The organism is Thermococcus sp., assembly GCF_027008145.1.
Taxonomy (GTDB): domain Archaea; phylum Methanobacteriota_B; class Thermococci; order Thermococcales; family Thermococcaceae; genus Thermococcus.
In genome coordinates, this window is record NZ_JALTCZ010000154.1 from 1 (window position 1) to 20,888 (window position 20,888).

Annotated in this window: 28 protein-coding genes and 1 pseudogene; 11 read left to right on the plus strand and 18 right to left on the minus strand. The window is 53.8% G+C overall.

The features are described 5' to 3' along the window. Positions 1-26: 26 nt before the first annotated feature. Positions 27-551 (plus strand): ASCH domain-containing protein, encoded by a 525-nt coding sequence (locus MVD07_RS07230; RefSeq protein WP_297500235.1) that lies wholly within the window; start codon positions 27-29, stop codon positions 549-551. On the opposite strand, the gene MVD07_RS07235 is transcribed toward MVD07_RS07230, so the two are convergent. The 9 genes from MVD07_RS07235 to MVD07_RS07275 all read right to left on the minus strand — a co-directional run bounded on the left by MVD07_RS07235 (position 548) and on the right by MVD07_RS07275 (position 6,119). Further along, on the minus strand, positions 548-1,201 hold the full coding sequence (locus MVD07_RS07235) for a ZPR1 zinc finger domain-containing protein (protein ID WP_297500177.1): 654 nt from the start codon (positions 1,199-1,201) through the stop codon (positions 548-550). The two genes, MVD07_RS07230 and MVD07_RS07235, sit on opposite strands and share 4 nt — an antisense overlap. 61 nt (positions 1,202-1,262) lie before the next feature. After that, complete coding sequence (sepF, locus tag MVD07_RS07240) at positions 1,263-1,664, minus strand: cell division protein SepF (RefSeq protein ID WP_297500180.1); 402 nt, start codon at positions 1,662-1,664, stop codon at positions 1,263-1,265. 49 nt (positions 1,665-1,713) lie between these two features. Further along, positions 1,714-1,995 (minus strand): hypothetical protein, encoded by a 282-nt coding sequence (locus tag MVD07_RS07245; protein WP_297500183.1) that lies wholly within the window; start codon positions 1,993-1,995, stop codon positions 1,714-1,716. A 27-nt stretch (positions 1,996-2,022) separates the two neighbouring features. Further along, positions 2,023-2,838, minus strand: coding sequence for an exosome complex protein Rrp42 (gene rrp42, locus MVD07_RS07250; protein WP_297500186.1), 816 nt, complete (start codon positions 2,836-2,838; stop codon positions 2,023-2,025). Next, on the minus strand, positions 2,831-3,580 hold the full coding sequence (gene rrp41 / locus MVD07_RS07255; protein ID WP_297500238.1) for an exosome complex exonuclease Rrp41: 750 nt from the start codon (positions 3,578-3,580) through the stop codon (positions 2,831-2,833). The genes rrp42 and rrp41 overlap by 8 nt, the downstream gene beginning before the upstream one ends. Continuing rightward, positions 3,564-4,337 (minus strand): exosome complex RNA-binding protein Rrp4, encoded by a 774-nt coding sequence (gene rrp4 / locus MVD07_RS07260; RefSeq protein ID WP_297500189.1) that lies wholly within the window; start codon positions 4,335-4,337, stop codon positions 3,564-3,566. Before rrp4 ends, rrp41 begins: the two co-directional genes overlap by 17 nt. Then, positions 4,334-5,044, minus strand: a complete 711-nt coding sequence (locus MVD07_RS07265; RefSeq protein ID WP_297500192.1) for a ribosome assembly factor SBDS — start codon at positions 5,042-5,044, stop codon at positions 4,334-4,336. The genes rrp4 and MVD07_RS07265 overlap by 4 nt, the downstream gene beginning before the upstream one ends. A gap of 11 nt (positions 5,045-5,055) precedes the next feature. Then, entirely contained in the window at positions 5,056-5,838 is a 783-nt protein-coding gene (gene psmA / locus MVD07_RS07270) for an archaeal proteasome endopeptidase complex subunit alpha (protein WP_297500194.1), read from the minus strand. Between the two features lie 53 nt (positions 5,839-5,891). Beyond that, positions 5,892-6,119 (minus strand): hypothetical protein, encoded by a 228-nt coding sequence (locus MVD07_RS07275; protein WP_297500197.1) that lies wholly within the window; start codon positions 6,117-6,119, stop codon positions 5,892-5,894. A gap of 52 nt (positions 6,120-6,171) precedes the next feature. On the opposite strand from MVD07_RS07275, the gene MVD07_RS07280 reads away from it, so the two are divergent. Continuing rightward, positions 6,172-6,627, plus strand: a complete 456-nt coding sequence (locus MVD07_RS07280; protein ID WP_297500199.1) for an HIT family protein — start codon at positions 6,172-6,174, stop codon at positions 6,625-6,627. Positions 6,628-6,832: 205 nt separating this feature from the next. Here the strand turns inward: MVD07_RS07280 and MVD07_RS07285 are convergent, their stop codons facing one another. Beyond that, complete coding sequence (locus MVD07_RS07285; protein ID WP_297500202.1) at positions 6,833-7,120, minus strand: hypothetical protein; 288 nt, start codon at positions 7,118-7,120, stop codon at positions 6,833-6,835. A gap of 118 nt (positions 7,121-7,238) precedes the next feature. Between MVD07_RS07285 and iorA the strand changes: the two genes are divergently transcribed. From iorA to MVD07_RS07305, 4 genes and pseudogenes are all read left to right on the plus strand, one after another. Further along, positions 7,239-9,146, plus strand: a complete 1,908-nt coding sequence (iorA, locus tag MVD07_RS07290; protein ID WP_297500205.1) for an indolepyruvate ferredoxin oxidoreductase subunit alpha — start codon at positions 7,239-7,241, stop codon at positions 9,144-9,146. A gap of 86 nt (positions 9,147-9,232) precedes the next feature. Beyond that, complete coding sequence (locus MVD07_RS07295) at positions 9,233-9,619, plus strand: hypothetical protein (RefSeq protein WP_297500207.1); 387 nt, start codon at positions 9,233-9,235, stop codon at positions 9,617-9,619. Beyond that, positions 9,508-9,768 (plus strand): annotated as a pseudogene (locus MVD07_RS07300) (ATP-binding protein); the annotation flags it as partial. The gene MVD07_RS07295 and the pseudogene MVD07_RS07300, both read left to right, overlap by 112 nt. A gap of 252 nt (positions 9,769-10,020) precedes the next feature. After that, entirely contained in the window at positions 10,021-10,617 is a 597-nt protein-coding gene (locus MVD07_RS07305) for an ATP-binding protein (RefSeq protein ID WP_297500241.1), read from the plus strand. On the opposite strand, the gene MVD07_RS07310 is transcribed toward MVD07_RS07305, so the two are convergent. Then, positions 10,580-11,263 carry a DUF4152 family protein gene (locus MVD07_RS07310; protein ID WP_297500210.1) on the minus strand — a complete coding sequence of 228 codons (684 nt, stop codon included), beginning with the start codon at positions 11,261-11,263 and terminating at the stop codon, positions 10,580-10,582. The genes MVD07_RS07305 and MVD07_RS07310 overlap by 38 nt on opposite strands. A gap of 58 nt (positions 11,264-11,321) precedes the next feature. On the opposite strand from MVD07_RS07310, the gene MVD07_RS07315 reads away from it, so the two are divergent. Next, positions 11,322-11,714, plus strand: a complete 393-nt coding sequence (locus MVD07_RS07315; RefSeq protein ID WP_297500214.1) for a hypothetical protein — start codon at positions 11,322-11,324, stop codon at positions 11,712-11,714. A gap of 6 nt (positions 11,715-11,720) precedes the next feature. Here the strand turns inward: MVD07_RS07315 and MVD07_RS07320 are convergent, their stop codons facing one another. Beyond that, positions 11,721-12,038, minus strand: coding sequence for a hypothetical protein (locus tag MVD07_RS07320; RefSeq protein WP_297500217.1), 318 nt, complete (start codon positions 12,036-12,038; stop codon positions 11,721-11,723). Between the two features lie 47 nt (positions 12,039-12,085). Between MVD07_RS07320 and MVD07_RS07325 the strand changes: the two genes are divergently transcribed. After that, on the plus strand, positions 12,086-13,123 hold the full coding sequence (locus MVD07_RS07325; protein ID WP_297500220.1) for an AI-2E family transporter: 1,038 nt from the start codon (positions 12,086-12,088) through the stop codon (positions 13,121-13,123). Here MVD07_RS07325 and MVD07_RS07330 read toward each other — a convergent pair. Beyond that, positions 13,059-13,595, minus strand: coding sequence for a nicotinamidase (locus MVD07_RS07330; RefSeq protein WP_297500223.1), 537 nt, complete (start codon positions 13,593-13,595; stop codon positions 13,059-13,061). The genes MVD07_RS07325 and MVD07_RS07330 overlap by 65 nt on opposite strands. 40 nt (positions 13,596-13,635) lie before the next feature. Then, the gene (locus MVD07_RS07335; protein WP_366078485.1) at positions 13,636-14,040 is read right to left on the minus strand and encodes a DUF2240 family protein; all 405 of its coding nucleotides are present in this window, start codon (positions 14,038-14,040) and stop codon (positions 13,636-13,638) included. Positions 14,041-14,084: 44 nt separating this feature from the next. Here MVD07_RS07335 and MVD07_RS07340 point away from each other — a divergent pair, with 44 nt between their 5' ends. The 3 genes from MVD07_RS07340 (at position 14,085) to MVD07_RS07350 (ending at position 16,759) form a co-directional block, all read left to right on the plus strand. After that, positions 14,085-14,471: a PaaI family thioesterase gene (locus MVD07_RS07340; protein WP_297500246.1), complete on the plus strand. Its 387-nt coding sequence runs from the start codon at positions 14,085-14,087 to the stop codon at positions 14,469-14,471. 16 nt (positions 14,472-14,487) lie between these two features. After that, positions 14,488-15,687, plus strand: coding sequence for an MFS transporter (locus tag MVD07_RS07345; protein WP_297500226.1), 1,200 nt, complete (start codon positions 14,488-14,490; stop codon positions 15,685-15,687). Positions 15,688-15,775: 88 nt separating this feature from the next. Then, complete coding sequence (locus tag MVD07_RS07350; protein WP_297500249.1) at positions 15,776-16,759, plus strand: asparaginase; 984 nt, start codon at positions 15,776-15,778, stop codon at positions 16,757-16,759. Here the strand turns inward: MVD07_RS07350 and MVD07_RS07355 are convergent. The 4 genes from MVD07_RS07355 to MVD07_RS07370 all read right to left on the minus strand — a co-directional run. Continuing rightward, on the minus strand, positions 16,751-16,966 hold the full coding sequence (locus MVD07_RS07355; protein ID WP_297500251.1) for a hypothetical protein: 216 nt from the start codon (positions 16,964-16,966) through the stop codon (positions 16,751-16,753). The two genes, MVD07_RS07350 and MVD07_RS07355, sit on opposite strands and share 9 nt — an antisense overlap. An 84-nt stretch (positions 16,967-17,050) precedes the next feature. Then, on the minus strand, positions 17,051-17,305 hold the full coding sequence (locus MVD07_RS07360; RefSeq protein WP_297500229.1) for a hypothetical protein: 255 nt from the start codon (positions 17,303-17,305) through the stop codon (positions 17,051-17,053). A gap of 56 nt (positions 17,306-17,361) precedes the next feature. After that, positions 17,362-19,584, minus strand: coding sequence for a DHH family phosphoesterase (locus MVD07_RS07365; protein ID WP_297500254.1), 2,223 nt, complete (start codon positions 19,582-19,584; stop codon positions 17,362-17,364). A 165-nt stretch (positions 19,585-19,749) separates the two neighbouring features. Next, positions 19,750-20,888: S-layer protein (locus tag MVD07_RS07370; protein ID WP_297500232.1), on the minus strand; the 1,139-nt coding region annotated here is incomplete at its 5' end.

The following is a 20,888-nucleotide window of genomic DNA, read 5'->3' on the forward strand; positions in this document are numbered from 1 at the left end:
TTTTCCGAGTCCCGAGTGGTGAAAGCATGGAGCACATCATAGCGCTCCATCAGGTTTACGCGGAGTTGCTCTTCCGCGGGCTGAAGACGGTGGAGCTGAGGAAGTCGAGGGTATTCAACGAGGGGGATGTAGTGTTCCTCTACATCGCGAGGGGGAACCCCTACGAGCTACGTGAGGTCCTCAGGAGGCTCGGCCTCCACGAGGAGCAGACGCTGACAAAGAGGGGAACCATCGCCGGCGGTTTTGAGGTAGGCGAGGTGATAAGGGCCGACTCCGAGACGCTCTGGGAGATGACCAGAGAGACGAGCAGTTTAAGCCTTGTCCACGGCGAGAACGGAAGGAAGTGGCTTGAGAGCTACATAAGGGACTACGGTTATGCGTTCACAATCGAGAGGCCCTTCCTCTTCAGGAAACCCCTGAGCAGGGAGGAGATAAAGGAAAGGTACGGCATCAACACTGAAGGCATCATCCACCTGTCGAGAAGAACGAGGAAGCCTTGGGTCAGGGCGCTTATAGAAGACCTCCTCTCCAGGGATGTCCTCTACCTTTAGCCCTCATCAAGCCCCCTGCCGGGGACGAGCTTGTAGGGTCCGAGGCTCAGCCTCTTAATTTCCTCCTCGGTGAGAAGTCTGCTCTTAACCTTCTCACCTATCAGAGCGCTGTTCCCGAGGGGGTCGGCTATTCTGACAGTTAGAGGCTTTTTGCCCTCCTTGACCTCTTCGATGTACTCCAGTATCTCGTCGGCATTCTTAACTGCCTCCTCATCCCCCTCCTGCTTTCTGAACTCCCTCGCCATCAGGAGAGTCTCGCGAACCCTCTCAAGGACTCCCTCGACGTTGGTTATGAAGCCCTCAGCGGCCGGTCCCGGCTCTATCTTCACCCCTATCTCCTCAAGCTCTATCGTCCCGCTCTTGCTCCTTACGACCCTCGTGAAGAGGTCTTTTTCACTTTCAACCCTCACCGTGTAGAGCTTCGGCGGTCTGTCTTCGAGTATCATGATGTCGGCGTTGCGGTAGCCACACCTTTCGCAGTAGATGGTGCTCTCCACGACCTTGCCGAAGTAGGGTATTTCGTGGATGTGCTGTATGGCCTTGAGCGTTCCCTTTCCTCCGCATATGGGGCAGTCCCCAAGGCTTATGACCTGAACCTCGCCGAGCTCTGGATTGACGTCAACTTTCTCCTTCTTCTCGCCCTCTACCATTTCACGACCACCGGGAGGGAGAACCCGAAAGGATTTATAAAGGCATGGTTAAGAAAAAAAGTCACTTGGCTATCCTTACGTCGCTCGGAAGGAGTATGAGCTTTATCTCATTCCTGCAAACCTTTGCGGCCTGCCCATCGAGGGCGTTTACCATGCCCTTTATCTGCTCCGCTATCTTTTCGAGAACATCAGCCCTCTTCTCCAGAGGTGTCAAATCAACGAGGATTATGTTACCCTCCTGAAGCTCGGCGGAAATCCTCTCAAGGTCTGAGTAGCTCGTCACGGTTATCTTCTTCAGGTAGCGGAACTGGGGCTTAACGAGCTCCTTGGCGAGAACGTCCTCTTCAATCGGGACGACCTCTATGTCGCTCCTGGCCGGAGCCTCTTCCTTTTTCTTGAGCGAAGCCGGGATTTTTCTCCTGGGCTTCTCTTCCTTCCTTTTAAGGCTGTCAAACAATCCCATGACCGTCCCCCCGTAACACCTAAGGCTGTCTAATTTTAATGCCCAACCTTTATAGCTCTTTCTCAAACTCTTCGGGTCTTTCCTCCTTAAGACGGAGGAGCCCGTAGAAAGAGAGCGCGAAGGTCACGACGGACAGCAGGATGACCGCTGTTATCGAGGCCTTCGGTCCCTTCTCGCTCCAGAGGTAAAGGGCCCACACGAGGAGCGCCAGGGCCCATAATCCCGTCGTCAGGAGGAGTTCCTTTTGGGAACCCTCCCTCAGGAGAAGGTAAAGGGTTCTCACGAAGAAACCCGCGAATATCACCGAGGCTATGATTGTTATGATGTCCATTTCAACCACCGGAAAATAGAAAATGTTTCAGGCCTTGAGGGCCTCAATGACTACCTTCCTTATCTCCTCGGCCTTCTTAAAGGAGGTATCAACGGCGTACATTACCTCCTCAAGCTTGAAGGCCCCCCCTTCACCTTTCTGGACTGCCGAGATGTGGCCGTTCTCGTCCGTGGTTATGGTTATCCTGCCGTCCATGACGCACTCCTCATCGAGATTTGGATCAACGACGATGTTGCTGCCTATCTTGGCGAAGGTGACGGGTATAGGAACCCTCCTCACGGGGAGGGGCTCGTACTCGTCGAGCACGGTCACTTCGCCGGTCTCCTCGTTGTATTCAAGCTTGGGAATCTTCGTGCTCATCAGTGCCGCTATGGCCCCTATGCCACTGGCATCGAGGAGGTTTCCGTCGTGGTCGAGGACATGGACGTCTATGAATATCACCCTGACGAGCTTGCCAGGGACTATGGCAAGTTTCTCCAGCTCAACTGCCTGGCTCTCTCTTATACCCCTGTCAACGACCCTTGCAAGCTCAATGGCGTTCTCGTCAGGTGGACCCGGCTCAAAGGTCGGCGAAGCGAGTGGAACCAGCTCGACGTTGGTCGTCATGACACCCTTCTCAGGAAGGTCCGGGAAGGGCTCCCCGAGGTCGACTTTTATGCCCACGAGAACCTGTGTGTTGCCCAGCTTGACCCAAGCAGAGCCCTCAGCCTTCTCAATGACGTTGACCTTTATCTCCAGATCACGGTAGTCCTCGAAGGAGCGACCGTCTATCCTCTTCCCCTCTCGGAGAAGGCTGAGAATGTGATCGCGCATTATGCTTGCCATAACTTCGACATCACTCATTTTCCTCAACCTCCCTCGCTATCTTGAGGTATTTTTCCTTGAGGGCCTCCCTCTGCTTTTGATAGACGGCCTTGGCACCCTTTATGGCAAGCTTCACTGCCTCTGTGAACTCCTCCTTCGTTAGGTAACCGTCCATCTGGAGGAGCGTTATGTCGTTCTTGAGGGGCATTATGGCAACTGGGACGTCTGCTTCGCCGTAGTTGTCCTCGTCCTTGTTGAGGTCAAGGACGATCTCTCCATCTATCTTTCCCGCTGCACATGCAGCTACGAGGTCTTTCATTGGGATTCCAGCATCTGCCAAAGCCAGCGAGGCAGCGGTTATTCCCGCGACCCTCGTCCCGGCGTCAGCTTGGAGAACCTCTATGAAGACGTCAACGGCAGTTCTCGGGAACATGTGAAGCAGCAAAGCCGGCTCAAGCGCTCCTCTGATGACCTTGCTTATCTCAACGCTCCTCCTGTCCGGCCCGGGTTTCTTTCTCTCTTCAACGCTGAAGGGGGCCATGTTGTATCGAACCCTCAGAATGCCCCTGTCCGGCCTCTGAAGGTGCTTGGGGTGTATCTCCCTCGGCCCATAAACGGCCGCGAGAATCTTGTTCTTACCCCACTCTATGTAGGCCGAGCCGTCTGCGTTCTTCAGTATTCCAACTTCCATTTTAATTGGCCTGAGCTCGTATTTCTTCCTACCGTCAAGCCTCTTACCGTTCTCATCGATGAGCTTCAATCCCTCAGGCCTGCCCATCATTTTCTTCACCTTCCTTCTCCTCGATAGAGGGTACCTCCTCTATAACGCCCTGTTCCTTCAGTTCCCTGAGCCTTGAGAGCAGGAACTCCTTTACCCTGTCGGTGAGCCCCTGGATGTGACTCTCGCGGTCAACCTTCAGGACTGCCTCTATAGCGAGCCTCTCAAGCTCATCGTTCTTTCCGCTGACCCAGACCCAGCCGTTCTGGCCGACTATTATCCTCGTGTTCGTCAGCTTCTTGATGAGGTTTATCATAGAACCGCCCTTACCGATGAGCCTCGGCACCTTGGAGGGGGTTATGGTAACCAGCTGGCCACCCCTGAGGGGCCCGCCCTTGAAGGGCATCCCCTTCGTTGTCAGGTCTATCTGATTTATCTCGTTAAAGGCCTTAACTTTGGCGTAAATTACGTCCCCTATGTCGAATATCCCCCTTAGGTCAGTCTTGAGGAGGTCTATCCTCTCCTCCACCGCGTCCTGAACGCGAAGGTTGGCCTGGTATGGGGCTCCTATGTCAACGGTCCAGTTCGAGAACCTGACGTCCACTATCTTTCCCAGCACGTTGTCCCCCACTTCAGGTATGTAGGGTCCCTCAAGCGGTATGACCCTTATCATGTCTCCTCTGATCTCCACTAACCCTATTACCGTCGAGTATATTCTGTTGCCCTCCCTGAAAGTCCCTCTTCCGTTCTTAAATGGCCCCTGAGCGAGCAACGTCCCAGGGACTACTAACTCCCTTGGCTTAACAAAAATCCTCTTCATAGCCCCTTCCTCTCTATAAGTTTGGTTACCGCGCTGCCCTTCGTGAGGGCGTTGAGCTTCTCATAAAACTCCTCCTCAACTCCTCCGGGAATCTCGATGAGGAACATCCAGGAGCCGTCACTGGCCCACTCCTCGCGCTTTATGTTTCCGAACTTCCGAACTTCTCCGTAGGTCTTTCCGACGTAGTCGGCCGGTATCTTGACCGCTATGACCTTCACCTCCAGCTTTATCGGGAGGAGCGGCCTTATTGCCTTTATTACCTGAGGAACCTGGGCCTCGGCGTCCTTGAAGAGGTCAACGTGGACTCCAGCCTCTTCCATCGCCCTGAGGATCCTGTCAACCGGATGGGGATACCCGGTCCTCGGGTCAACTGCATGTTTGTGGATTATCGTCGCGATATAACGCCTCTTCTCCTCGAGCATCTGCCTCCTCTGCTCGGCCGTAAGCTGGACTTCCCCCTTTCGGAGGATCATCTTGGCGACCTCGTAGGGATCGCTCGTCCCGAATATCTTCCCCATCTCGTGCTCGCTCGCTTTATCTCCCTTATGGACATCCTTGAAAACGTATGGAGTAGCCAGTATCTCCTCTATGGGGACATCCTTGCCCTCCTTGAAGTCCCTCGCGAGATATGGATCGACCAGTATCTCAAAGGTCTCGCCGTGCGTCTTGAGACGGGCGATGACGGCCTTGTCAACGCTTATCGGCATCGCCCGCCACCTCAGTAGTTCTGGTCGAGCTCGGAGTAGTCCTCCTCCCTCTCCTCAACTTCCTCTTCCTTGACCTCCTCAAGGACTTCGCTGAGGTACTTCTCAAGCTCCTCTGACGGAAGCTTATTCCAGTGCTTCTCCTCGGTGGTTATGTAGGCCACCTCTATGGCCTCGGCGCTGGGCTCCTCAAGGGTCTTGGCTAAAGCGAGTACGGCGAGCTTTATCGCCCCTTCCCTGTCTATGTCGTCGGTGTAGTGCTCCTCGAAGATTGCCATTGCAACGTTCCTTCCACTTCCTATCGCGACTGCCTTCCACTCGAAGTAAGCACCGCTTGGATCGGTCTCGTAGAGCTCGGGCTTCTCGTTGACGCCAGCCATGAGGAGGGCCGCTCCAAAGGGCCTAACACCGCCGTACTGGGTGTGAGCCTGCTTGAGGTCGCATATCTTCTTCACCAGAACGGTGAGCGGAACCGGTTCGCCGTAGGTGAGGCGGTATATTTGAGCCTCCAGCCTGGCCCTGTCGACGAGAACCCTCGCGTCGGCTATTATGCCGCTTGGAGCCGCGGCTATGTGGTCGTCTATGAGGAATATCTTCTCGTAGCTCCTCGGCTCGATGAGCTTGCTCGTTATCCTCTTCTCCACTGCCAGAACCACTCCGTCTTTCCACTTGACGCCTACAGCAGTGGCTCCCCTCTTCACGGCCTCCCTAGCGTAGTTGACCTGGAAGAGCCTTCCGTCCGGGCTGAAGACTGTAATAGCCCTGTCATAGCCTGCCTGCGGTGGCACAAACGCCATTTCACATCACCCCCACTTTCACTACTCCTTTCCGATTGTTTTCCAGTAATATATTAAGCTTTTCTATTTTCCCTTAAGGCAACAACGGCCATCTTTCTGGCGGTTCGCCTGGCCAGGTCGAGGGGTATAAAGGACAGCAGGAAGACTATAAACCCTGCCACGACCGATGCATCCCTCCCGATGGGCCTGAAGATCAGCAGTGCGAAGCCCGCCAGCAGTAGGAGCGAGCCGAGCCCGAAGAGCCTCTTGTAGGTTCTCTCCATATCCTTCAGCTCATCCATCAGACCACCAAGCCTTTTTAACTCCTGGGGAATTTAAGCCTTTGGTGGTTCGATGAAGTGCCCCTTCTGCTCACCCAAACTGGAAAGCGTTATGTACGAGGGGGAGCTCATCAGAATACTCCTCGACTCTTACCCTGCCAGTAAGGGCCACCTCCTCGTCGTCCCGAAGAGGCACGTCGAACGCTGGGAGGGGCTCACGGAAGGAGAGAAGCTAGCGCTTATCAAGGGCATGGAGCTCGCGATGGAAGCCCTGAGGGAAGCCCTGAAGGCGGAGGCCTTCAACATCGGCATGAACCTTGGGAGAGAGGCGGGGCAAACTGTTCCGCACCTGCACCTCCACGTAATCCCGCGCTGGAAAGGGGACAGCAGAAACCCGCGGGGAGGCGTTAGAAAGGCCGTCCTCAACATGGAGGACGAGAACTTAAGCATGAAGGAGCGCTGGCTGAAGAACAGGCTGGACGAAAAAGAGGCTGAAGATCTGAGGAAGGCGTTCAGCCGGTTTTTCTGACAGTGCGTTTCCTCCCGTTTTCCGATTTTCCTGCTTACCGCCCCGTCGAGGACTATTCCAGGCCCGCGGGCGAGCAGGGAGGGGCAGATGATAACGTCGTCTATCTCGTCAGCCACCAATTCCCTCTTCTTCGGCTCTTCCATCGCCTTCTACCACTGAACTCAACAAGCACCTTCTCAAGCTCCCTGAAGTCCATACGGCCACCTCAGTAGAAGTGAGCGTTCGACCTCCCGAGCAGTTCCAAGAGCTTCAGGAGCCTCTCGACCTCCTCTTTTGGGTAGTGCTCCTCGATTTCGCTCTCCAGGTCGAACTCCAAGAGTTCTTCCCTGAGCTTCTTCAGGTCGTTCAGGTCCTCCTCTATCTCAAGGGCTCTCTGGGCGAACTCGTAGCTGGTGTAGGGACTCTCAAAGACCCTCTGCTGGTTCACAACGAGGGCGACCTCAAGATGTGCTATAGCCTTATCCAGTTCTTCAACCAGCTTTCCAACCTTCATAATATCAACTCCCGGCCGGGGTATTTAAGGGACTCGGCTTGAAAAATTTTCGAGAAAGGCAGTTTCCTCCTGAAGGTAGGATTTTAACGTCTTCATCCCATCACTCCAAGGTGGTGCTATGGAAGCTGTTGATGCTTACCCTTCCAGCTCAGCCGGAGAACAGGCCAGAAAGCGGGAGAGAAAGCTCCTCATGGGTAACGAGGCCATAGCCTACGGTGCCCTTGAGAGCGGTGCTGTTTTCGCGACCGGTTACCCCGGAACGCCCTCGACCGAGGTAATCGAGACCATAGCGAGGCTAAAACCGGAGGTCTTCGCCGAGTGGGCCCCCAACGAGAAAGTAGCCCTTGAGGAAGCGGCTGGAGTCGCCTACACTGGCCTTAGAGCGCTCGTCACAATGAAATGTGTTGGCCTTAATGTCGCCGCGGATCCGCTCATGAGCCTGGCCTATTCAGGCGTTGAAGGCGGTCTGGTCGTTCTCGTGGCCGATGACCCAGGCCCGCATACCAGCCAGACCGAGCAGGACGACCGCTATTATGGAAAGCTCTCCCTTCTACCGGTTCTGGAGCCAGCCGACCCCCAGGAAGCCCACGACCTGATAAAATACGCCTACGGGCTGAGCGAGCACTACAAAGTCCCGGTAATCTTCAGGACAACGACCAGGGTAAACCACACGACGGCAGACGTCGAAGTTGAGGAATTCGTCGAGCTCGACAGAAAGCCCATTTTCAGGAAGGACATTGAGAGATACGTCAGGGCGAGCATGGAGGGCAACAGGAGAAGGCATAAGTGGTTGAATGAGACTCTCAGAAAGATAGAGGAAGAGTTTAACTCGATGCCCTTCAACTGGATCGAGGGTAACGGCAGAATTGGGGTAATCGTTGAAGGGGCACCCTACAACTACGTCAGGGAGGTGCTCCCAAAGATAAACGCCGGGTTTAAGATCCTCAAGCTCTCCACCCCTCACCCCCTCCCGAGGAAGCTGGTTGTTGACTTCCTTAAGGTAGTTGACTACGCGGTAGTCATTGAAGACGGCGCACCTTTCCTCGAGGAGGAGGTCAAGGTCATCGCTTATGAAGCCGGCTTAAACGTCCCGATCTACGGAAAGAGAACCGGACATCTACCCCTAGAGGGCGAACTCACCCCGAGCCTCGTTAGAAACGCCCTGCTGAGGCTCATCGGCGAGGAAGAGGATACCTACGAGAAGCCTGAAGAGGTCGCCCACGCCGAAAGTCTCGCGCCGAAGAGGCCTCCAGTTATGTGCCCCGGCTGTCCGCACCGCGGTTCCTATAGGGCTACTTTGGATGCGCTCAGGGATCTGAAGCTCGGCCGTTACAAGGTTCCGATACACGGCGACATAGGTTGCTACGCCCTCTCGCTTCTCCCGCCGCTTGAGGCAATATGGACGGAGTTTGTTATGGGCGCGAGCATCAGCTTGGCGAATGGTCAGAGCATCGTCATGGACAAGAAGATCATAGCGACGATAGGCGATTCCACCTTCTTCCACAACGGGATTCAGCCTTTGATTGACGCTGTCTACAAGAACCTGAACGTTTTGGTGATGATACTCGATAACAGGACGACGGCAATGACAGGCCACCAGCCACACCCGGGAACCGGCGGAAGCGAGACCGGCAGGAAGTTCAACGAGATAGACATTGAAGCGCTGGTCAAAGCCCTAGGCGTCAAGTACGTTAAGACCGTTGATCCCTACGACCTCAAGCAGACGAGGGAGGCCGTCGAGGAGGCCATGAAGGTGGAAGGGCCCGCCGTCATAATAGCGAGGCGCGAGTGCGTCATCCCAGTGATAAGGCGCGGTGAGATAGGTGAGATACCGATCGTTATTGAGGATAAGTGCACCGGCTGTAAGGCCTGCATACTCCTGACCGGCTGTCCTGCTCTGATCTACGACCCTGAGACGAACAAGGTAAGGATAGACGAGCTCCTCTGCACCGGTTGCGGCGTCTGCAACCAGACGTGCCCCTTCGATGCCATAAAGTTCCCGAGCGAGCTGGAGAAGGGGGCCTAGCCTCCTGCAACCTTTAAATATTACCAATTTGGTAATATACGTGTGAGGTAATATGTTCTACGACAGGGAGCGCGAACTGGAGAAACTTGAAGGGGGTCTATTCCTCTCCCGGCTCAAGTTTTCTGGTTATCTACGGCAGAAGAAGGGTCGGAAAGACAGCTCTTGTCAAGGAGTTCCTCAGAAACAAACTCGGCATTTATTTCTTCGTCGGCGAAAAAGACGAGGCGTTACTCCTTGAGGAGTACTCCCGCAAAATAGAGGATAAGCTTTCCGCTTACCTGCCCGGGTACATAAAGGCACATTTAATTCCCTCGAAGAGCTCCTTGAGTTTCTTCTTGAGTTCTCACGCGAGAAAAAGCTCGTTGTTGTTTTTGACGAATTTCAGAACTTTAAAACCGTCAAGTCACACTTCTCTTCCTCCCTCCAGAAGCTCTGGGATGAAAAGAAAGAGGACTCAAACCTTCTGCTCATAGCCGTTGGCTCGTATGTTGGAATGATAAAGCGCCTCTTCATGGACTCAAAGGAACCCCTCTTTGGAAGGGTCGATGAGTGGATAAAGCTCAGGCCCTTCGACTTCTGGACGGCATGGCGCTTCGTCCGTTCGATGATTGACATTAGCCCGAAAAAGTTTGTGGAGCTTTACTCAGCCTTGGGCGGGATGCCTAGGTATCTCCTGTACCTCCCTCGATATTACAAGGGCAACTCAACCGAAACGCTGAGATGGCTCTTTTTTGATGATTTCGCCCCCCTAAGGGAAGAAGGCCTGAACGTTCTTAAGCTTGAGTTTGGCAGGTTTTACAGGGCTTACTTTTCCATAATGGAAGCGATAAGTCTCGGCTACGTTACACCAAAGGAAATAAGCGATAAAACGGGAATGAAGTTGCTCACAGTTGGTAAATACCTCAGCGAATTGACAAACCACTATGAGTACCTGACGAGGGAAGTTCCCGCCACTGAGAATCCGTTGAAGACTAGGAAAGTAGCCTACCGGATAACCGACGAGTTCTTCAACTTCTGGTTCAGATTTATCTACCACAACTCCACAGCCCTTGAAGAGGAGCCAGAACGGGTCTTTGAGGACTTTAAATCCGAATTTCAGGCCTTCGTTGGAAAGACCTACGAGAGAATAGCGACTGAATTCGTGAGAAGGTTTGACCTTGGCTTTAGACCGGAACGCGTTGGAAGGTGGTGGAGAAAGGGAGAGGAAATAGACGTTATTGCCTATAATAGGAAGAACGTTGCTCTCTTCGAGGTCAAATGGAGGGATTTAAGCCTGAGAGACGCGAGAAGAATCCTAAAAAACCTCCAAAAGAAGGCCAACCTCTTACCCCTTAGAGGAAATTACTTTGGTGTAATAGGGAGGCAACTTGAGGGGAAGGAGGAACTGAGGGAAGAGGGCTTCTTCGCCTTTGACATCTCTGACGTTATTGCCCTCACTCCCCCCACACTTCAAGCACCATGTACCTCCTAACTAACGGGTTGGGGTAGAGCTCCCAGCAGATTCCTTCTGTTTCAGCCTTGATCTCTCCAAATAGACCGCCCTCCCGCGGATCAAGGCTTTCCCCGTAAATTCTTCCAGACCCTACCTCAACCCTCATGTACCTTGGAAGGCCTACCATGACCTTTCCATTCCTTTTCGCGTAGTTGATGGCCCATTTAGCCGTGTACAAACCGGAATATATCTCCGCTATCCTGACCGGGACGCTCCACTTTCCTATGGCGACTATCTCTATCCCTGTCTCCTCCCAGAACCTCCTAGCGAGAGGCTGGAGGTCTCTGGCGAGATCCTTCCAGACCTCCTTTCCCCTGTCGGTTATGGTTAGGGCATCTATCGTCGACTCGTCTAGCTTCCTGAGTTCTATCCCGCCTATGGTCGAGTCGAGGTGAACAACGTCCGGCTTAACTTCCCTCGCGAGCTCTACTGCCAAAAACGCCTCGTCCCTTATCGCCTGCCTCCCGCTCATGTCATAGTTGAATGGGTCAGCATACCTTACCCTGCTCAGCGTTGCCGTCCTGTAGGGCTTCTCGACCAGTACCGCAGCCGTCGCTATCAATCCAACGGGCTCATAGTCATCCCCCAGAAGAGCCCCGCCCGTGTCGGCTGAAACTATCCTCATGGAGACCACCGTTAACGGGCAATTACCCAAATATCACCGCGCCCAACTCAGACCGGTGATGTTTATGTTCGTGTATAGTGAAACCCCCATTTATGAAGCTTTGGGGAGCTATCTCAACAGCGTGTCCTCCTCGGTGTACCTTGGGACGGCCAGGGGAAGGGCTTATCTTAAGGACAGGGAGATAGCTTCCGGAGCCCCATGCTTCTCGGTCTTCTTTAACGGCAGGTCAATTGAGGTGGCCGTGAGAGGAAAGGGAGAGCTCCTCTTCGTCCGCGGGAAGCCATCGCTGAGGTACCACCGCCTCAGTCGTATCCTTGAGATGTTCTTCAAAACTGAACGAGGAAAGCTGAGGCTTGTTCTGAAGACAGGCCCCGGGTTGGCAAGGACTATACGAAGGGCAGTAGGTGAGTGCGCGGAAACAAGGGTCGAGCTGATTGGGGTCAGTTACTGAAGCTCGTCACCGCTCGGGACTCGGCAAAGTCATCATACCCCTGAGCCTTTCGAGCTCTTCCCTTAAAGCCCTTGCCTCTTTCTCACCACCCCTTACGCCAGAGAACCTTTTCAAGGCATCCTCAAGTTTTGGGTACTTCCCGAGGAAGCCTATAAGCCTCTCCGCGGGGACGAGCATTCCTGTGTCGGCGTAAACCCTCAGGCTGGCGAGCGTTATGAGGGCTTCAAAGTATGCCTCAAAGGCATCCTCGTACCTCTCCTCATCCCTCAGCCTGTCACCCCTCTCAACGTAGAGCTCGAACCTCATCCTCAGCTCCGCTTCCATGCTTCCACCGGGAGCTTTTTATACGTTGGCCAAATAAACTTTCTGAGATGAGGACAGAAGAAGTAGTCTGGGCATCGGCAGTTTTCATTGTGCTCTACCTGTCGTGGAGGGCAGTCCAGCCTTTAGTTGCTCCAATATTCTTCGGTCTTATCCTGGCTTATGTATTCTACCCCCTCCAGAGCCGCCTTGAGGGAAAACTCGGGAAGAGGGGATCCGCTCTGCTAATAAGCCTCCTCCTAATAGCTGTGGGTGGTGCCCTTACCGTTAAGTTCCTGCTGATCTCCGTCCAGGTTCTGAGTTCCCTCTACACCAACATCGTTAGCATCTTCGACTGGCTCCTAACCCTCCCCCTACCCTCAGACGTTCTGAACTTCTTGCAGAACTTCAGGGGACAGTTCATTCCGCACATTGCCAACTACCTCTCCAGGGGCGCGTTCTCCCTCCCGTGGTATCTCCTCCAGCTCCTCGTTTTCTTCTTCACCTTCTACTACTCCCTCGTCTACGGTGAGGAGATACCTGACCAGATAAAGGCCCTCCTACCAGAGAGCAAGAGGAAACTTGGAGAGGAAATACTGTCGAGCGTTGACAAGACCCTCTCGGCACTCCTGAGGGCGTGGTTGCTCCTCAACATCGCCAAGTCATTCCTCATGACGCTCGGTTTCATAATCTTCAGCGTCTCCGACCTATACACCGCCTTCCTAGCCGGTTTTCTGACCTTCGCCTTTTCCTTTGTGCCCCTCTTCGAGGGCTGGATGATATGGCTTGCGGCGGCTATATACTTCGGCGTCAAAGGGATGTACGGACACGCTATAGGGATAGCAATCTACGGCTTTGCCCTTGTTTCTCCTCTTCCGGACTATACCGTTAGACCCATGATGGTCGCTAAGGACGCAGAGCTCGACCAGACCCTCGTCTTCATTGGTATGCTGGGGGGCACGTGGGCCATGGGCCTAAAGGGTCTCATAATAGGACCTATAGTCCTCAACCTTCTCCTCGTCCTCCTAAAAGAGTGGAAAAAGATCACAGAATCTTCACACCGGCCTTCTCCATCTCCTCAAGGGCCCTCCCCTCGTCCCCCGGTTTAATACCCTTCACCGCATCGCTGAGGAGGTAGACCTCAAAGCCGTGCTTTACGGCATCCAGGGCGGTCGCCCTCACGCAGTACTCCGTGGCAACCCCGCAGATGTAGACCCTCTTCACGCCGTTCCTCTTCAGGATTTCCGCGAGGTTTGTTCCTTCAAAGCCCGAGTAGGCCTCCTTGTCCGGCTCTGTGGCTTTGGAAATTATCACGGCGTCCTCCGGTAGTTCGACGACGAACTCTGCCCCGGGAGTGTTCTGAACGCAGTGCCTCGGCCACGGGCCGCCGCGCTCCCTAAAACTTATGTGGTTTGGTGGATGCCAGTCCCTCGTCGCTACTATAAGGGCCCCTTTCCTGTGGAACTCGAGTATATACTCGTTGCATTTTGGTATTATCCTGTCCCCCCCTGGAACCGGGAGCGCTCCCCCGGGCATGAAATCCCTCTGCATGTCAACAACCATGAGGGCTTCCTCGGGCATGGTACCACCCTGAGAGAGTTCGGCAAACGGGTTAAAATTGTTATACCTCAAGTCTCTCCCTGAATCTTGACATGTCAACGCCCTTCTCCATCCCGAAGAGGTAGGCGAGTATTCTCTCGTCGAGGTTGCCGTAGCGTTTCTTTAAGCCTCTTATCCCCTCGACGACCTCCAGCTCACTCCAGCCAAGGGAGTGGGCTATGTGAGAAATCATCTCACCGAGGAGCCTCTCACCGCTCCCCTCCATCTCAAGGGCCTCAAGCCTTACGACGAGCTTACCCTCCCTCTCCTCAAGGAGGCCCTCCTCAACCCACCCCCCAATTGCTTTCTTCGCCTCGGCGGGCGACATCCTTCTGAGCCGGAAGGAGAGTATCCCGACGAGCTCACTCCTCGTAAACTCGTGGGAGCCCTTAACCTTGACTGCCTCCTCAAGGGGATGCATGGCCATCAGCTTTTTTTACGGCACCAGGTTAAATAAATCTGGTGGTCGGGATGGAGCAGAGAACCCACAGGCTTGCCTCCAAGAGACTCGTCGGAAGGCCCGTCAGGATTGAAGAAGGGCATGCCGAAGTTGAGCTTTTAACCACCGAGGAGATGGCGGTCGATGAGTACGGCCTCGTCCACGGCGGCTTCACCTTCGGCTTAGCAGACTACGCCGCAATGCTTGCCGTAAACGAGCCTACGGTCGTCCTTGGAAAGGCAGAGGTGAAGTTCACCAAGCCGGTGAAAGTAGGAGAGAACCTCATCGCCCGGGCGGAGATAAAGGAAGACCTTGGCAAAAAGAGGGTAGTAGAAGTGGAAGTTTTCAATGAGAGAAACGAGAAAGTCTTAAAGGGAACTTTCCACTGCTACGTATTGGAAAAGCACGTGCTCGGATAAACCGGGGGGATAAAGAATGGAAGAAGACCAAGAGGATGAAAAAGAGAGGAGGATCTTTGGGGTAAGCTGGAACGTCTTCCTGCTTGGAATCGTCAGCTTCCTAAACGATATGAGCAGCGAGATGGTAATCCCCGTGATTCCAAGCTACCTGACAGAAGTACTCAAGGTTGGAGAGTTCGCCAGTGGATCCATCATGGGGGCAATAGAGAGCTTTGGCTCACTTTTTAAAGTTATATTCGGCTACGTAAGCGACAAGCTCAGGAAGAGAAAGGTTTTCATCTTCCTTGGATACCTAACCTCAATAGCGGCCAGGGGAGCTCTCGCCATCACCCACTACTGGTGGGACTTCCTGAGCCTGAGGATCCTGGATAGGCTTGGAAAGGGGGTGAGGACGGCCCCAAGGGACGCACTCATAGCTGAATCTAGTGAGAAGGGAAAGGTTGGTAGGTCATTCGGCTTTCACAGGATGATGGACACGCTAGGTGCGGTAACTGGTCCAATTGTTGCCATAGGGCTCCTTGAGCTGATGAAGAACATACCCGTGGAGAAGGCCTACCGCTACCTCTTCGCCCTCTCAGTGCTTCCCGGCGTTCTGGTTCTCATAGTAATCCTGCTGTTCGTGAAGGATAAGGGTGCAGAGATTAAGAAACAGATAACCGGAATATCAACCCTCCGCGATAGAAACCTCCAGCTCTTCCTGGCCGTCGTCGCTGTGGGTGCCCTCGGGAGGTACAGCTACGCATTCACACTCTGGAAGGCGGAGTCACTAGGGTACACCGTCATCCAGAGCACCGCGTTCTACGTACTGTTTAACATCGTCTATGCACTTTTCAGCTATCCAATAGGAACTTACTCGGACAGTTTTGGAAAGAAGAGGCTGATTACAGTCAGCTTTGGGGTAGCAGCACTGGCTGCACTTGCCTTTGCCTACGCTCGCAACCTACCTGCGCTCCTTGTCGCGTTCGTTCTCTACGGCCTCTATGTGGCCATCGAGGATACGGTGCCAAGGGCATACATGGCAGATATCGCGAAGGGATACGAGAAGGGAACTATAATTGGGGCGTACCACACGGTATTCGGGGTATTCGTCTTCCCAGCCTCAGTAATAGCCGGCTACCTCTGGCAGGCCCACTCACTCCAATGGGCCTTCCTCTACGCTGCCCTGATGAACCTCTTAGCTTTTGTCATGATGTTTTTAATCAAACTCGAAAAATGATAATTATCTAAAATTTACTGCTCAAATCCGCCCATCTATTGTCAAAAAGACTAAAAGGGTCGGGGAAGAAATAAAGTCGGTGGGAGCGTTGAGGATTCTCATCGTAGGGACAGGGGGCACCATAGCCAGCGCGAGAACCGAAAGGGGTTACAAGGCAAAGCTGAGCGTAGATGAGATACTGGGCCTTGCCGGGATAGAGAAGAGCGACGGCGTTAAAATAGATACGGAAGACATCCTGAACCTTGACAGCACCCTGATCCAGCCAGAGGACTGGGTGACCATCGGCAGGGCCCTCTTCAAAGCCTTAGGGGAGTACGACGGTATCGTAATAACCCACGGGACAGACACCCTCGCCTACACCTCCTCTGCGTTGAGTTTCATGCTGAAGAACGTCCCCGTTCCCGTAGTTTTAACCGGCTCAATGCTTCCGATAACTGAACCCGGAAGTGACGCCCCCAGGAACATTAAAACGGCATTAACCTTCGCGATTAAAGGCTTCCCTGGAATTTACGTGGCCTTCATGGACAAAATAATGCTCGGGACGCGGGTTTCCAAGGTTCACTCGCTCGGCCTGAACGCCTTCCAGAGCATCAACTACCCCGATGTTGCCTACGTTAAGGGCGACGACGTCGTTGTCAGGCACAGACCGGCTCTGCCCTCCGGAGAACCTTCCTTCGACCCGAGGATAGAGCCCGATATCACCTATCTCCGCCTGACGCCGGGTCTCTCACCGGAGGTCTTCCTGACGATGGCCGAAAAAAGCAGGGGGGTAGTGCTCGAGGGTTATGGGGCCGGTGGGATTCCCTACAGGGGCAGGAACCTCCTCGGGGCTGTATCGAAGATCGCCAGAGAAAAGCCGGTTGTTATGACGACTCAAGCGCTGTACGGTGGGGTAGACCTCACCCTCTACGAAGTTGGTAGGAGGGCGCTTGAAGCCGGAGTTATCCCAGCGGGAGATATGACCAAGGAAGCAACGCTCACGAAGCTGATGTATGCCTTGGGGCATGCTAGGAGCGTTGACAAAGTCAGGGAAATAATGGAGAAGAACTTAGCTTGCGAGATTTCAACCTGAGAGCTTTTCTATCTCCTCGTCCCCCAAGAGTAGGGGCCTTTTGGACTCCATGACGTAGCTCAGCTCCCAGAGAACTTCCCCGCGGTTCATGAGCTCGGCGTAGCGCCTCGCCTTCTTCTCTGCTTCCTCAATGCTTGAAGCCTCGACGATCCTCCTGACGTACCACTTTTTATCCCCAAAGTGCAACTTGAACTCGGCTAGGAACATTATGACCACCATCTTGATTTTAGAATCATTTTTAAAAAAGTTGACGGAGTTAGGGGTCTGAATGGACGTAGCGGAATAGTTCTCCTAAGGCTCCACCGCCAGATATATTCCGTCCCTCTCAAAGGCCTCGAAGACCTTTCCCCCTTCCTTCGTCTTGAGCTCGACGAGAACCTTCTCGGGGCTTTTATCGACGTCAATTTCTACCTTTCTTGTGCTCAGTACCTGTATGAAAGCGTCCCCGAGCCTCTCGAACTCGAAAACGAGTGCATCACCTTCCCAGCGGTATCCCCTGTAGGAGACCCCGCCCATCCTGAAAGTTACCTCAAGAACTACCCTCATGCCGATTCCTCCGTTTTTTCTTGGTTTCTCCCGGGGGGTTAAAAAGGTTGAGGGACTCAGGCCCTCTTCAGCTTCACTACGAGCTTCGCAAATTCCTCAAGGACTTCCTTCCTCATGCCTTCAAAGAACTTAATTGACCCCGCGTAGCTGTGGCCGCCCCCTTCTATCCCGGCACTCGGGAGCTTCTCCTGAAGCCTTGGAATTATCTCGTTGAGGTCGAAACTGTAAGCGGACATTCCATCGCTCGCCCTCACAACGGCAAAGTCCGGGCCATACGCTAGGGTCAGTATTGGACTGTCCTCCCCGTACTCCTCCTTGAAGTGGTCGTGTATCAAGCCCGAAAGCTTGCCTGGAGAGGGGTAAGAGAACTTCGGAGCGAAGAGCTCCACATCGATCGTGTTGAACCTTATGCCGTTTGGAAGAACCACGCTCTTGACGTGCGGTAGAGAGGCTCTCAAAACTTTTTCCTGCTTTTCCTTAACCTCCGGATAGATGGCGTTGATGAGCTCGCGGTGCCTCTGCAGGTTGCCCGTCAGGAGAAGAATCTCTTCTATGATTCCGTGCCCGTCCATGAACTTCCAGTAAAAGGCCTCGTGGTCTATAACCTCGGATATCTTCTTCAGGTCTTCCTCGGTTAAGCCCTTGGCCTTCTTCGCTATCTCAAGGTACTGATAGAACTCCGGGGCCTTGCTCCTGTCGCCGGTTCCAGCTATGGCTGGAAGGTGCTTTATTCTGCCCTCGACCTCGGGATTGACGAAGCGCGCGACCTCCGTCGCGAGCATTCCGGCGGTTAGTTCGTAGTAGCCCCTCTTCACGTGGTGGGGATTGACGTGCACATCGACGTACTCGTCAACTTTAGCCTTGTCCTCGCTCACCCACTCACGCGGGTCGTGATGGTCTATTACCACTATTGGAATCCCGTAGGCCCTTATCCTCTTGTAGGCAGGGATGTCTTCGCTGGTTCCACCGTTGTCGACTATGACCAACAGCGGGAGCGGGTCGCCGAACTTCTCGTGGTCCTCAACCATGAAGATTATGTCCTTTAGGACATCCTCAAGCTCGTAGAACGGGGCCCTGCTCGGTCTCCTCTTGAAAAGCTTCCACCTGGCCCCAGAATCGGGTGAAACCCCTTCGATGAGGGGGACTATCGCGTACTCTAAAGCCAGACCCGAGGTGTAGCCGTCGGTGTCTGCATGGTGCCTCAGAAGTATCGGCCTCCCCTCAAAGACCGCGCGCCTTATCATGAAGGCAGCCTTCATTATCTTGGGCTTGAGCCTCTCCAAAACCTCGCTCTCAACGAGGAAGCCAACGTCTTTGGGCTGGGCCCTTTTATCAAGCTCCGCTTCTATCTGTTCCTTAATCCTCGCCGCATCTGGCCCCCAGAGTCTTGCCATGTCACTGACTTCTATCTGTATCTCTCCCGAGTGAAAGGCTATCTTGCCTATTACCTCCACGATGTCACCGACGTTTATGTTGGGATAGGCCCTTACCCCCGGTGCTTCAAAGGCTGCCGCCCACGTTATTCCGGTTCCGTCCGTTATCGTGAAGACCGTTGGCCCTCCAGTTACCTGAACCTGGGTCACCTTTCCCTGAATCCTGACAGTCTTTCCGGCCATGTCCTTGCTCAGCTCGGCTATCGGTGTCACCGGGAGTTCCTTCTTGACAACGACCGTCTTGTAGTGCCTGAGGGCCGATTCGATGAGGTCTACCTCCCTCTTGTCCGGCCTCACGTCGAGAGCCTGAACGACTATCTCCTGGCCGGGCACATAGTCCCTTCCCCCGAGGAGGTCTTTTCTCTTTATTAAGCCAACAACGTGCGGGTTGAGCTTGACAAAGACTCCAAAGCGCTCCACCCTATCTATCGTCCCCCTATAGAGACTCCCCACCTCAACGTCCTCGTAGTCGCAGGTCTTGTCCAGTATGAAGACCACCTTGTACTTCCTCAGGCAGTCCGGGCAGACCCAGGTGGTCTCCATCCCCGGCTCCCAGGGCCCCTTGATTTTACCACAGATGTCGCAGGCGAGAACCTTGCCGGTCCCACCACAGACAGGGCAGGTATCGTAAACCGGTACCGTCCCCTTTCCGTGGCACTCGGGACAGGGTATCTCGTCAACCTCATCCTCAACCCCGAGGTGGTCAAGGTTACGGTAGCCCTTCAGTTTGTCACCTATCTTGAAGTCAGCGGGAACGTAGCCCCACCCGCCGCAAACGGGGCACTCCTTCTCACCAACCTTTACTTTTCCCGTTCCATGGCACTCGGGACAGTCCTTCACCACCATGAGCATCACCCAAAAACGTCTCTCCCCCAAGCCTAAACCGAGGGTCGGCTTATAACCTTTCCCTTGTGTTCCATCGGGTGATGAACCAAAAAATTTATGAGTAAAAAGGATTACTCAGGTCGAAATTCACTCTTCGAGCTAAAATAAGGGGGATAAAATAAGGGATCAAATGCTCTCCATAAACTCCTTCACAGCCTTTGCCGTCTGGCGGTAGGTCTTACCGGCCAGTATCACGACCTTGTAGTTAGCGTTGTAGGGATTCGGAAGCTCAGCCACTATGTAGCCCTTGCTCTCAAGCTCGTTCTTCAGCTCGTCTATCTTCGCCGAGCCATAAACCTGCTCCAGGAGCTTCCAGGCCTTGTTGCTGACCCAACCCCCAACGATTATGACGTTTTTGTCGTTCGGGAGCTTCTGCAGGGCGGTATCGTTGATTATGAAGCTGTTAACATCGTTTGTAGCCACGACCGTCGGGACGTCGACCTTCACCTTCTCCTTGAGCGTGACCGTTCTAACGAAGCGATAGCCAAGGACGCCAACTATGACACCACCATTCTGCGTCCTGTTGAAGACGGGAACTATCGAGAGACCCCACGACTGGATCGGCATCTCAAGGCGCGTGCCCGGGCCGACGAACACCGGCTTAAATGTCGTGTTGGCCCTCACGTGAAGGTATAGGATGTAAAGGTTGTCCTGCGGATCCAATTCCCATACCCACTGCCCGCTGTAGATCTCGCCGTCGTGGTATTCCCTCTTTTTCTCATAGAACCAGTAGTTGTAGATGACCGACTTTACCCCGTTGATCCCTATGAAGAAGCTCGTTGGAGTGAAGATGACCATCTGGACGACCCCGTTCTTGAGCAGTTCGTTCACCCTAGTGCTGGGATAGGAGTCGTATTCCTCGTAGTCCTCGTTGCCGTTTGCATCGAGATACATGAGGTAGTATTTACCCTTGAGCATGGGCTTAAGCTTGAGCACCCCACTGGGGTATTTAACCTCTATGAGGGCGCTACTCTGGTTGATGTTTATGTCTATGAAGTGTATGCTCCAGCTACCGAAGGTTATCGTATCCCCTATGGAGCTCATGTTCCCCTCGCCGGACTGGTGAGAGTAAAAGTACATGTAGTCTGTCCCGTTGACCGTGTTGTAGACGATCTTGTAGTTGCCGGTCAGATTTAGGGGGGTGGTGTTCTCGTTGAAGATTATCTCGACACTCTTGTCCAGGAACTCGGCCATGTGCCTGGTGGAGTTGTACCTCACCCTGTTAAAGTTGACCCTGAGAACGATGGTCTTTCCGATGGGCTGAC

What these genes read in the sequence shown, in the direction of transcription:
- MVD07_RS07230 (WP_297500235.1), top strand. Translation starts at nt 27, where the DNA reads ATGGAGCACATCATAGCGCTCCATCAGGTTTACGCGGAGTTGCTCTTC.
- MVD07_RS07235 (WP_297500177.1), bottom strand. Translation starts at nt 1,201, where the DNA reads ATGGTAGAGGGCGAGAAGAAGGAGAAAGTTGACGTCAATCCAGAGCTC.
- sepF (WP_297500180.1), bottom strand. Translation starts at nt 1,664, where the DNA reads ATGGGATTGTTTGACAGCCTTAAAAGGAAGGAAGAGAAGCCCAGGAGA.
- MVD07_RS07245 (WP_297500183.1), bottom strand. Translation starts at nt 1,995, where the DNA reads ATGGACATCATAACAATCATAGCCTCGGTGATATTCGCGGGTTTCTTC.
- rrp42 (WP_297500186.1), bottom strand. Translation starts at nt 2,838, where the DNA reads ATGAGTGATGTCGAAGTTATGGCAAGCATAATGCGCGATCACATTCTC.
- rrp41 (WP_297500238.1), bottom strand. Translation starts at nt 3,580, where the DNA reads ATGATGGGCAGGCCTGAGGGATTGAAGCTCATCGATGAGAACGGTAAG.
- rrp4 (WP_297500189.1), bottom strand. Translation starts at nt 4,337, where the DNA reads ATGAAGAGGATTTTTGTTAAGCCAAGGGAGTTAGTAGTCCCTGGGACG.
- MVD07_RS07265 (WP_297500192.1), bottom strand. Translation starts at nt 5,044, where the DNA reads ATGCCGATAAGCGTTGACAAGGCCGTCATCGCCCGTCTCAAGACGCAC.
- psmA (WP_297500194.1), bottom strand. Translation starts at nt 5,838, where the DNA reads ATGGCGTTTGTGCCACCGCAGGCAGGCTATGACAGGGCTATTACAGTC.
- MVD07_RS07275 (WP_297500197.1), bottom strand. Translation starts at nt 6,119, where the DNA reads ATGGATGAGCTGAAGGATATGGAGAGAACCTACAAGAGGCTCTTCGGG.
- MVD07_RS07280 (WP_297500199.1), top strand. Translation starts at nt 6,172, where the DNA reads ATGAAGTGCCCCTTCTGCTCACCCAAACTGGAAAGCGTTATGTACGAG.
- MVD07_RS07285 (WP_297500202.1), bottom strand. Translation starts at nt 7,120, where the DNA reads ATGAAGGTTGGAAAGCTGGTTGAAGAACTGGATAAGGCTATAGCACAT.
- iorA (WP_297500205.1), top strand. Translation starts at nt 7,239, where the DNA reads ATGGAAGCTGTTGATGCTTACCCTTCCAGCTCAGCCGGAGAACAGGCC.
- MVD07_RS07305 (WP_297500241.1), top strand. Translation starts at nt 10,021, where the DNA reads ATGAAGTTGCTCACAGTTGGTAAATACCTCAGCGAATTGACAAACCAC.
- MVD07_RS07310 (WP_297500210.1), bottom strand. Translation starts at nt 11,263, where the DNA reads ATGAGGATAGTTTCAGCCGACACGGGCGGGGCTCTTCTGGGGGATGAC.
- MVD07_RS07315 (WP_297500214.1), top strand. Translation starts at nt 11,322, where the DNA reads ATGTTTATGTTCGTGTATAGTGAAACCCCCATTTATGAAGCTTTGGGG.
- MVD07_RS07320 (WP_297500217.1), bottom strand. Translation starts at nt 12,038, where the DNA reads ATGGAAGCGGAGCTGAGGATGAGGTTCGAGCTCTACGTTGAGAGGGGT.
- MVD07_RS07325 (WP_297500220.1), top strand. Translation starts at nt 12,086, where the DNA reads ATGAGGACAGAAGAAGTAGTCTGGGCATCGGCAGTTTTCATTGTGCTC.
- MVD07_RS07330 (WP_297500223.1), bottom strand. Translation starts at nt 13,595, where the DNA reads ATGCCCGAGGAAGCCCTCATGGTTGTTGACATGCAGAGGGATTTCATG.
- MVD07_RS07335 (WP_366078485.1), bottom strand. Translation starts at nt 14,040, where the DNA reads ATGGCCATGCATCCCCTTGAGGAGGCAGTCAAGGTTAAGGGCTCCCAC.
- MVD07_RS07340 (WP_297500246.1), top strand. Translation starts at nt 14,085, where the DNA reads ATGGAGCAGAGAACCCACAGGCTTGCCTCCAAGAGACTCGTCGGAAGG.
- MVD07_RS07345 (WP_297500226.1), top strand. Translation starts at nt 14,488, where the DNA reads ATGGAAGAAGACCAAGAGGATGAAAAAGAGAGGAGGATCTTTGGGGTA.
- MVD07_RS07355 (WP_297500251.1), bottom strand. Translation starts at nt 16,966, where the DNA reads ATGTTCCTAGCCGAGTTCAAGTTGCACTTTGGGGATAAAAAGTGGTAC.
- MVD07_RS07360 (WP_297500229.1), bottom strand. Translation starts at nt 17,305, where the DNA reads ATGAGGGTAGTTCTTGAGGTAACTTTCAGGATGGGCGGGGTCTCCTAC.
- MVD07_RS07365 (WP_297500254.1), bottom strand. Translation starts at nt 19,584, where the DNA reads ATGGTGGTGAAGGACTGTCCCGAGTGCCATGGAACGGGAAAAGTAAAG.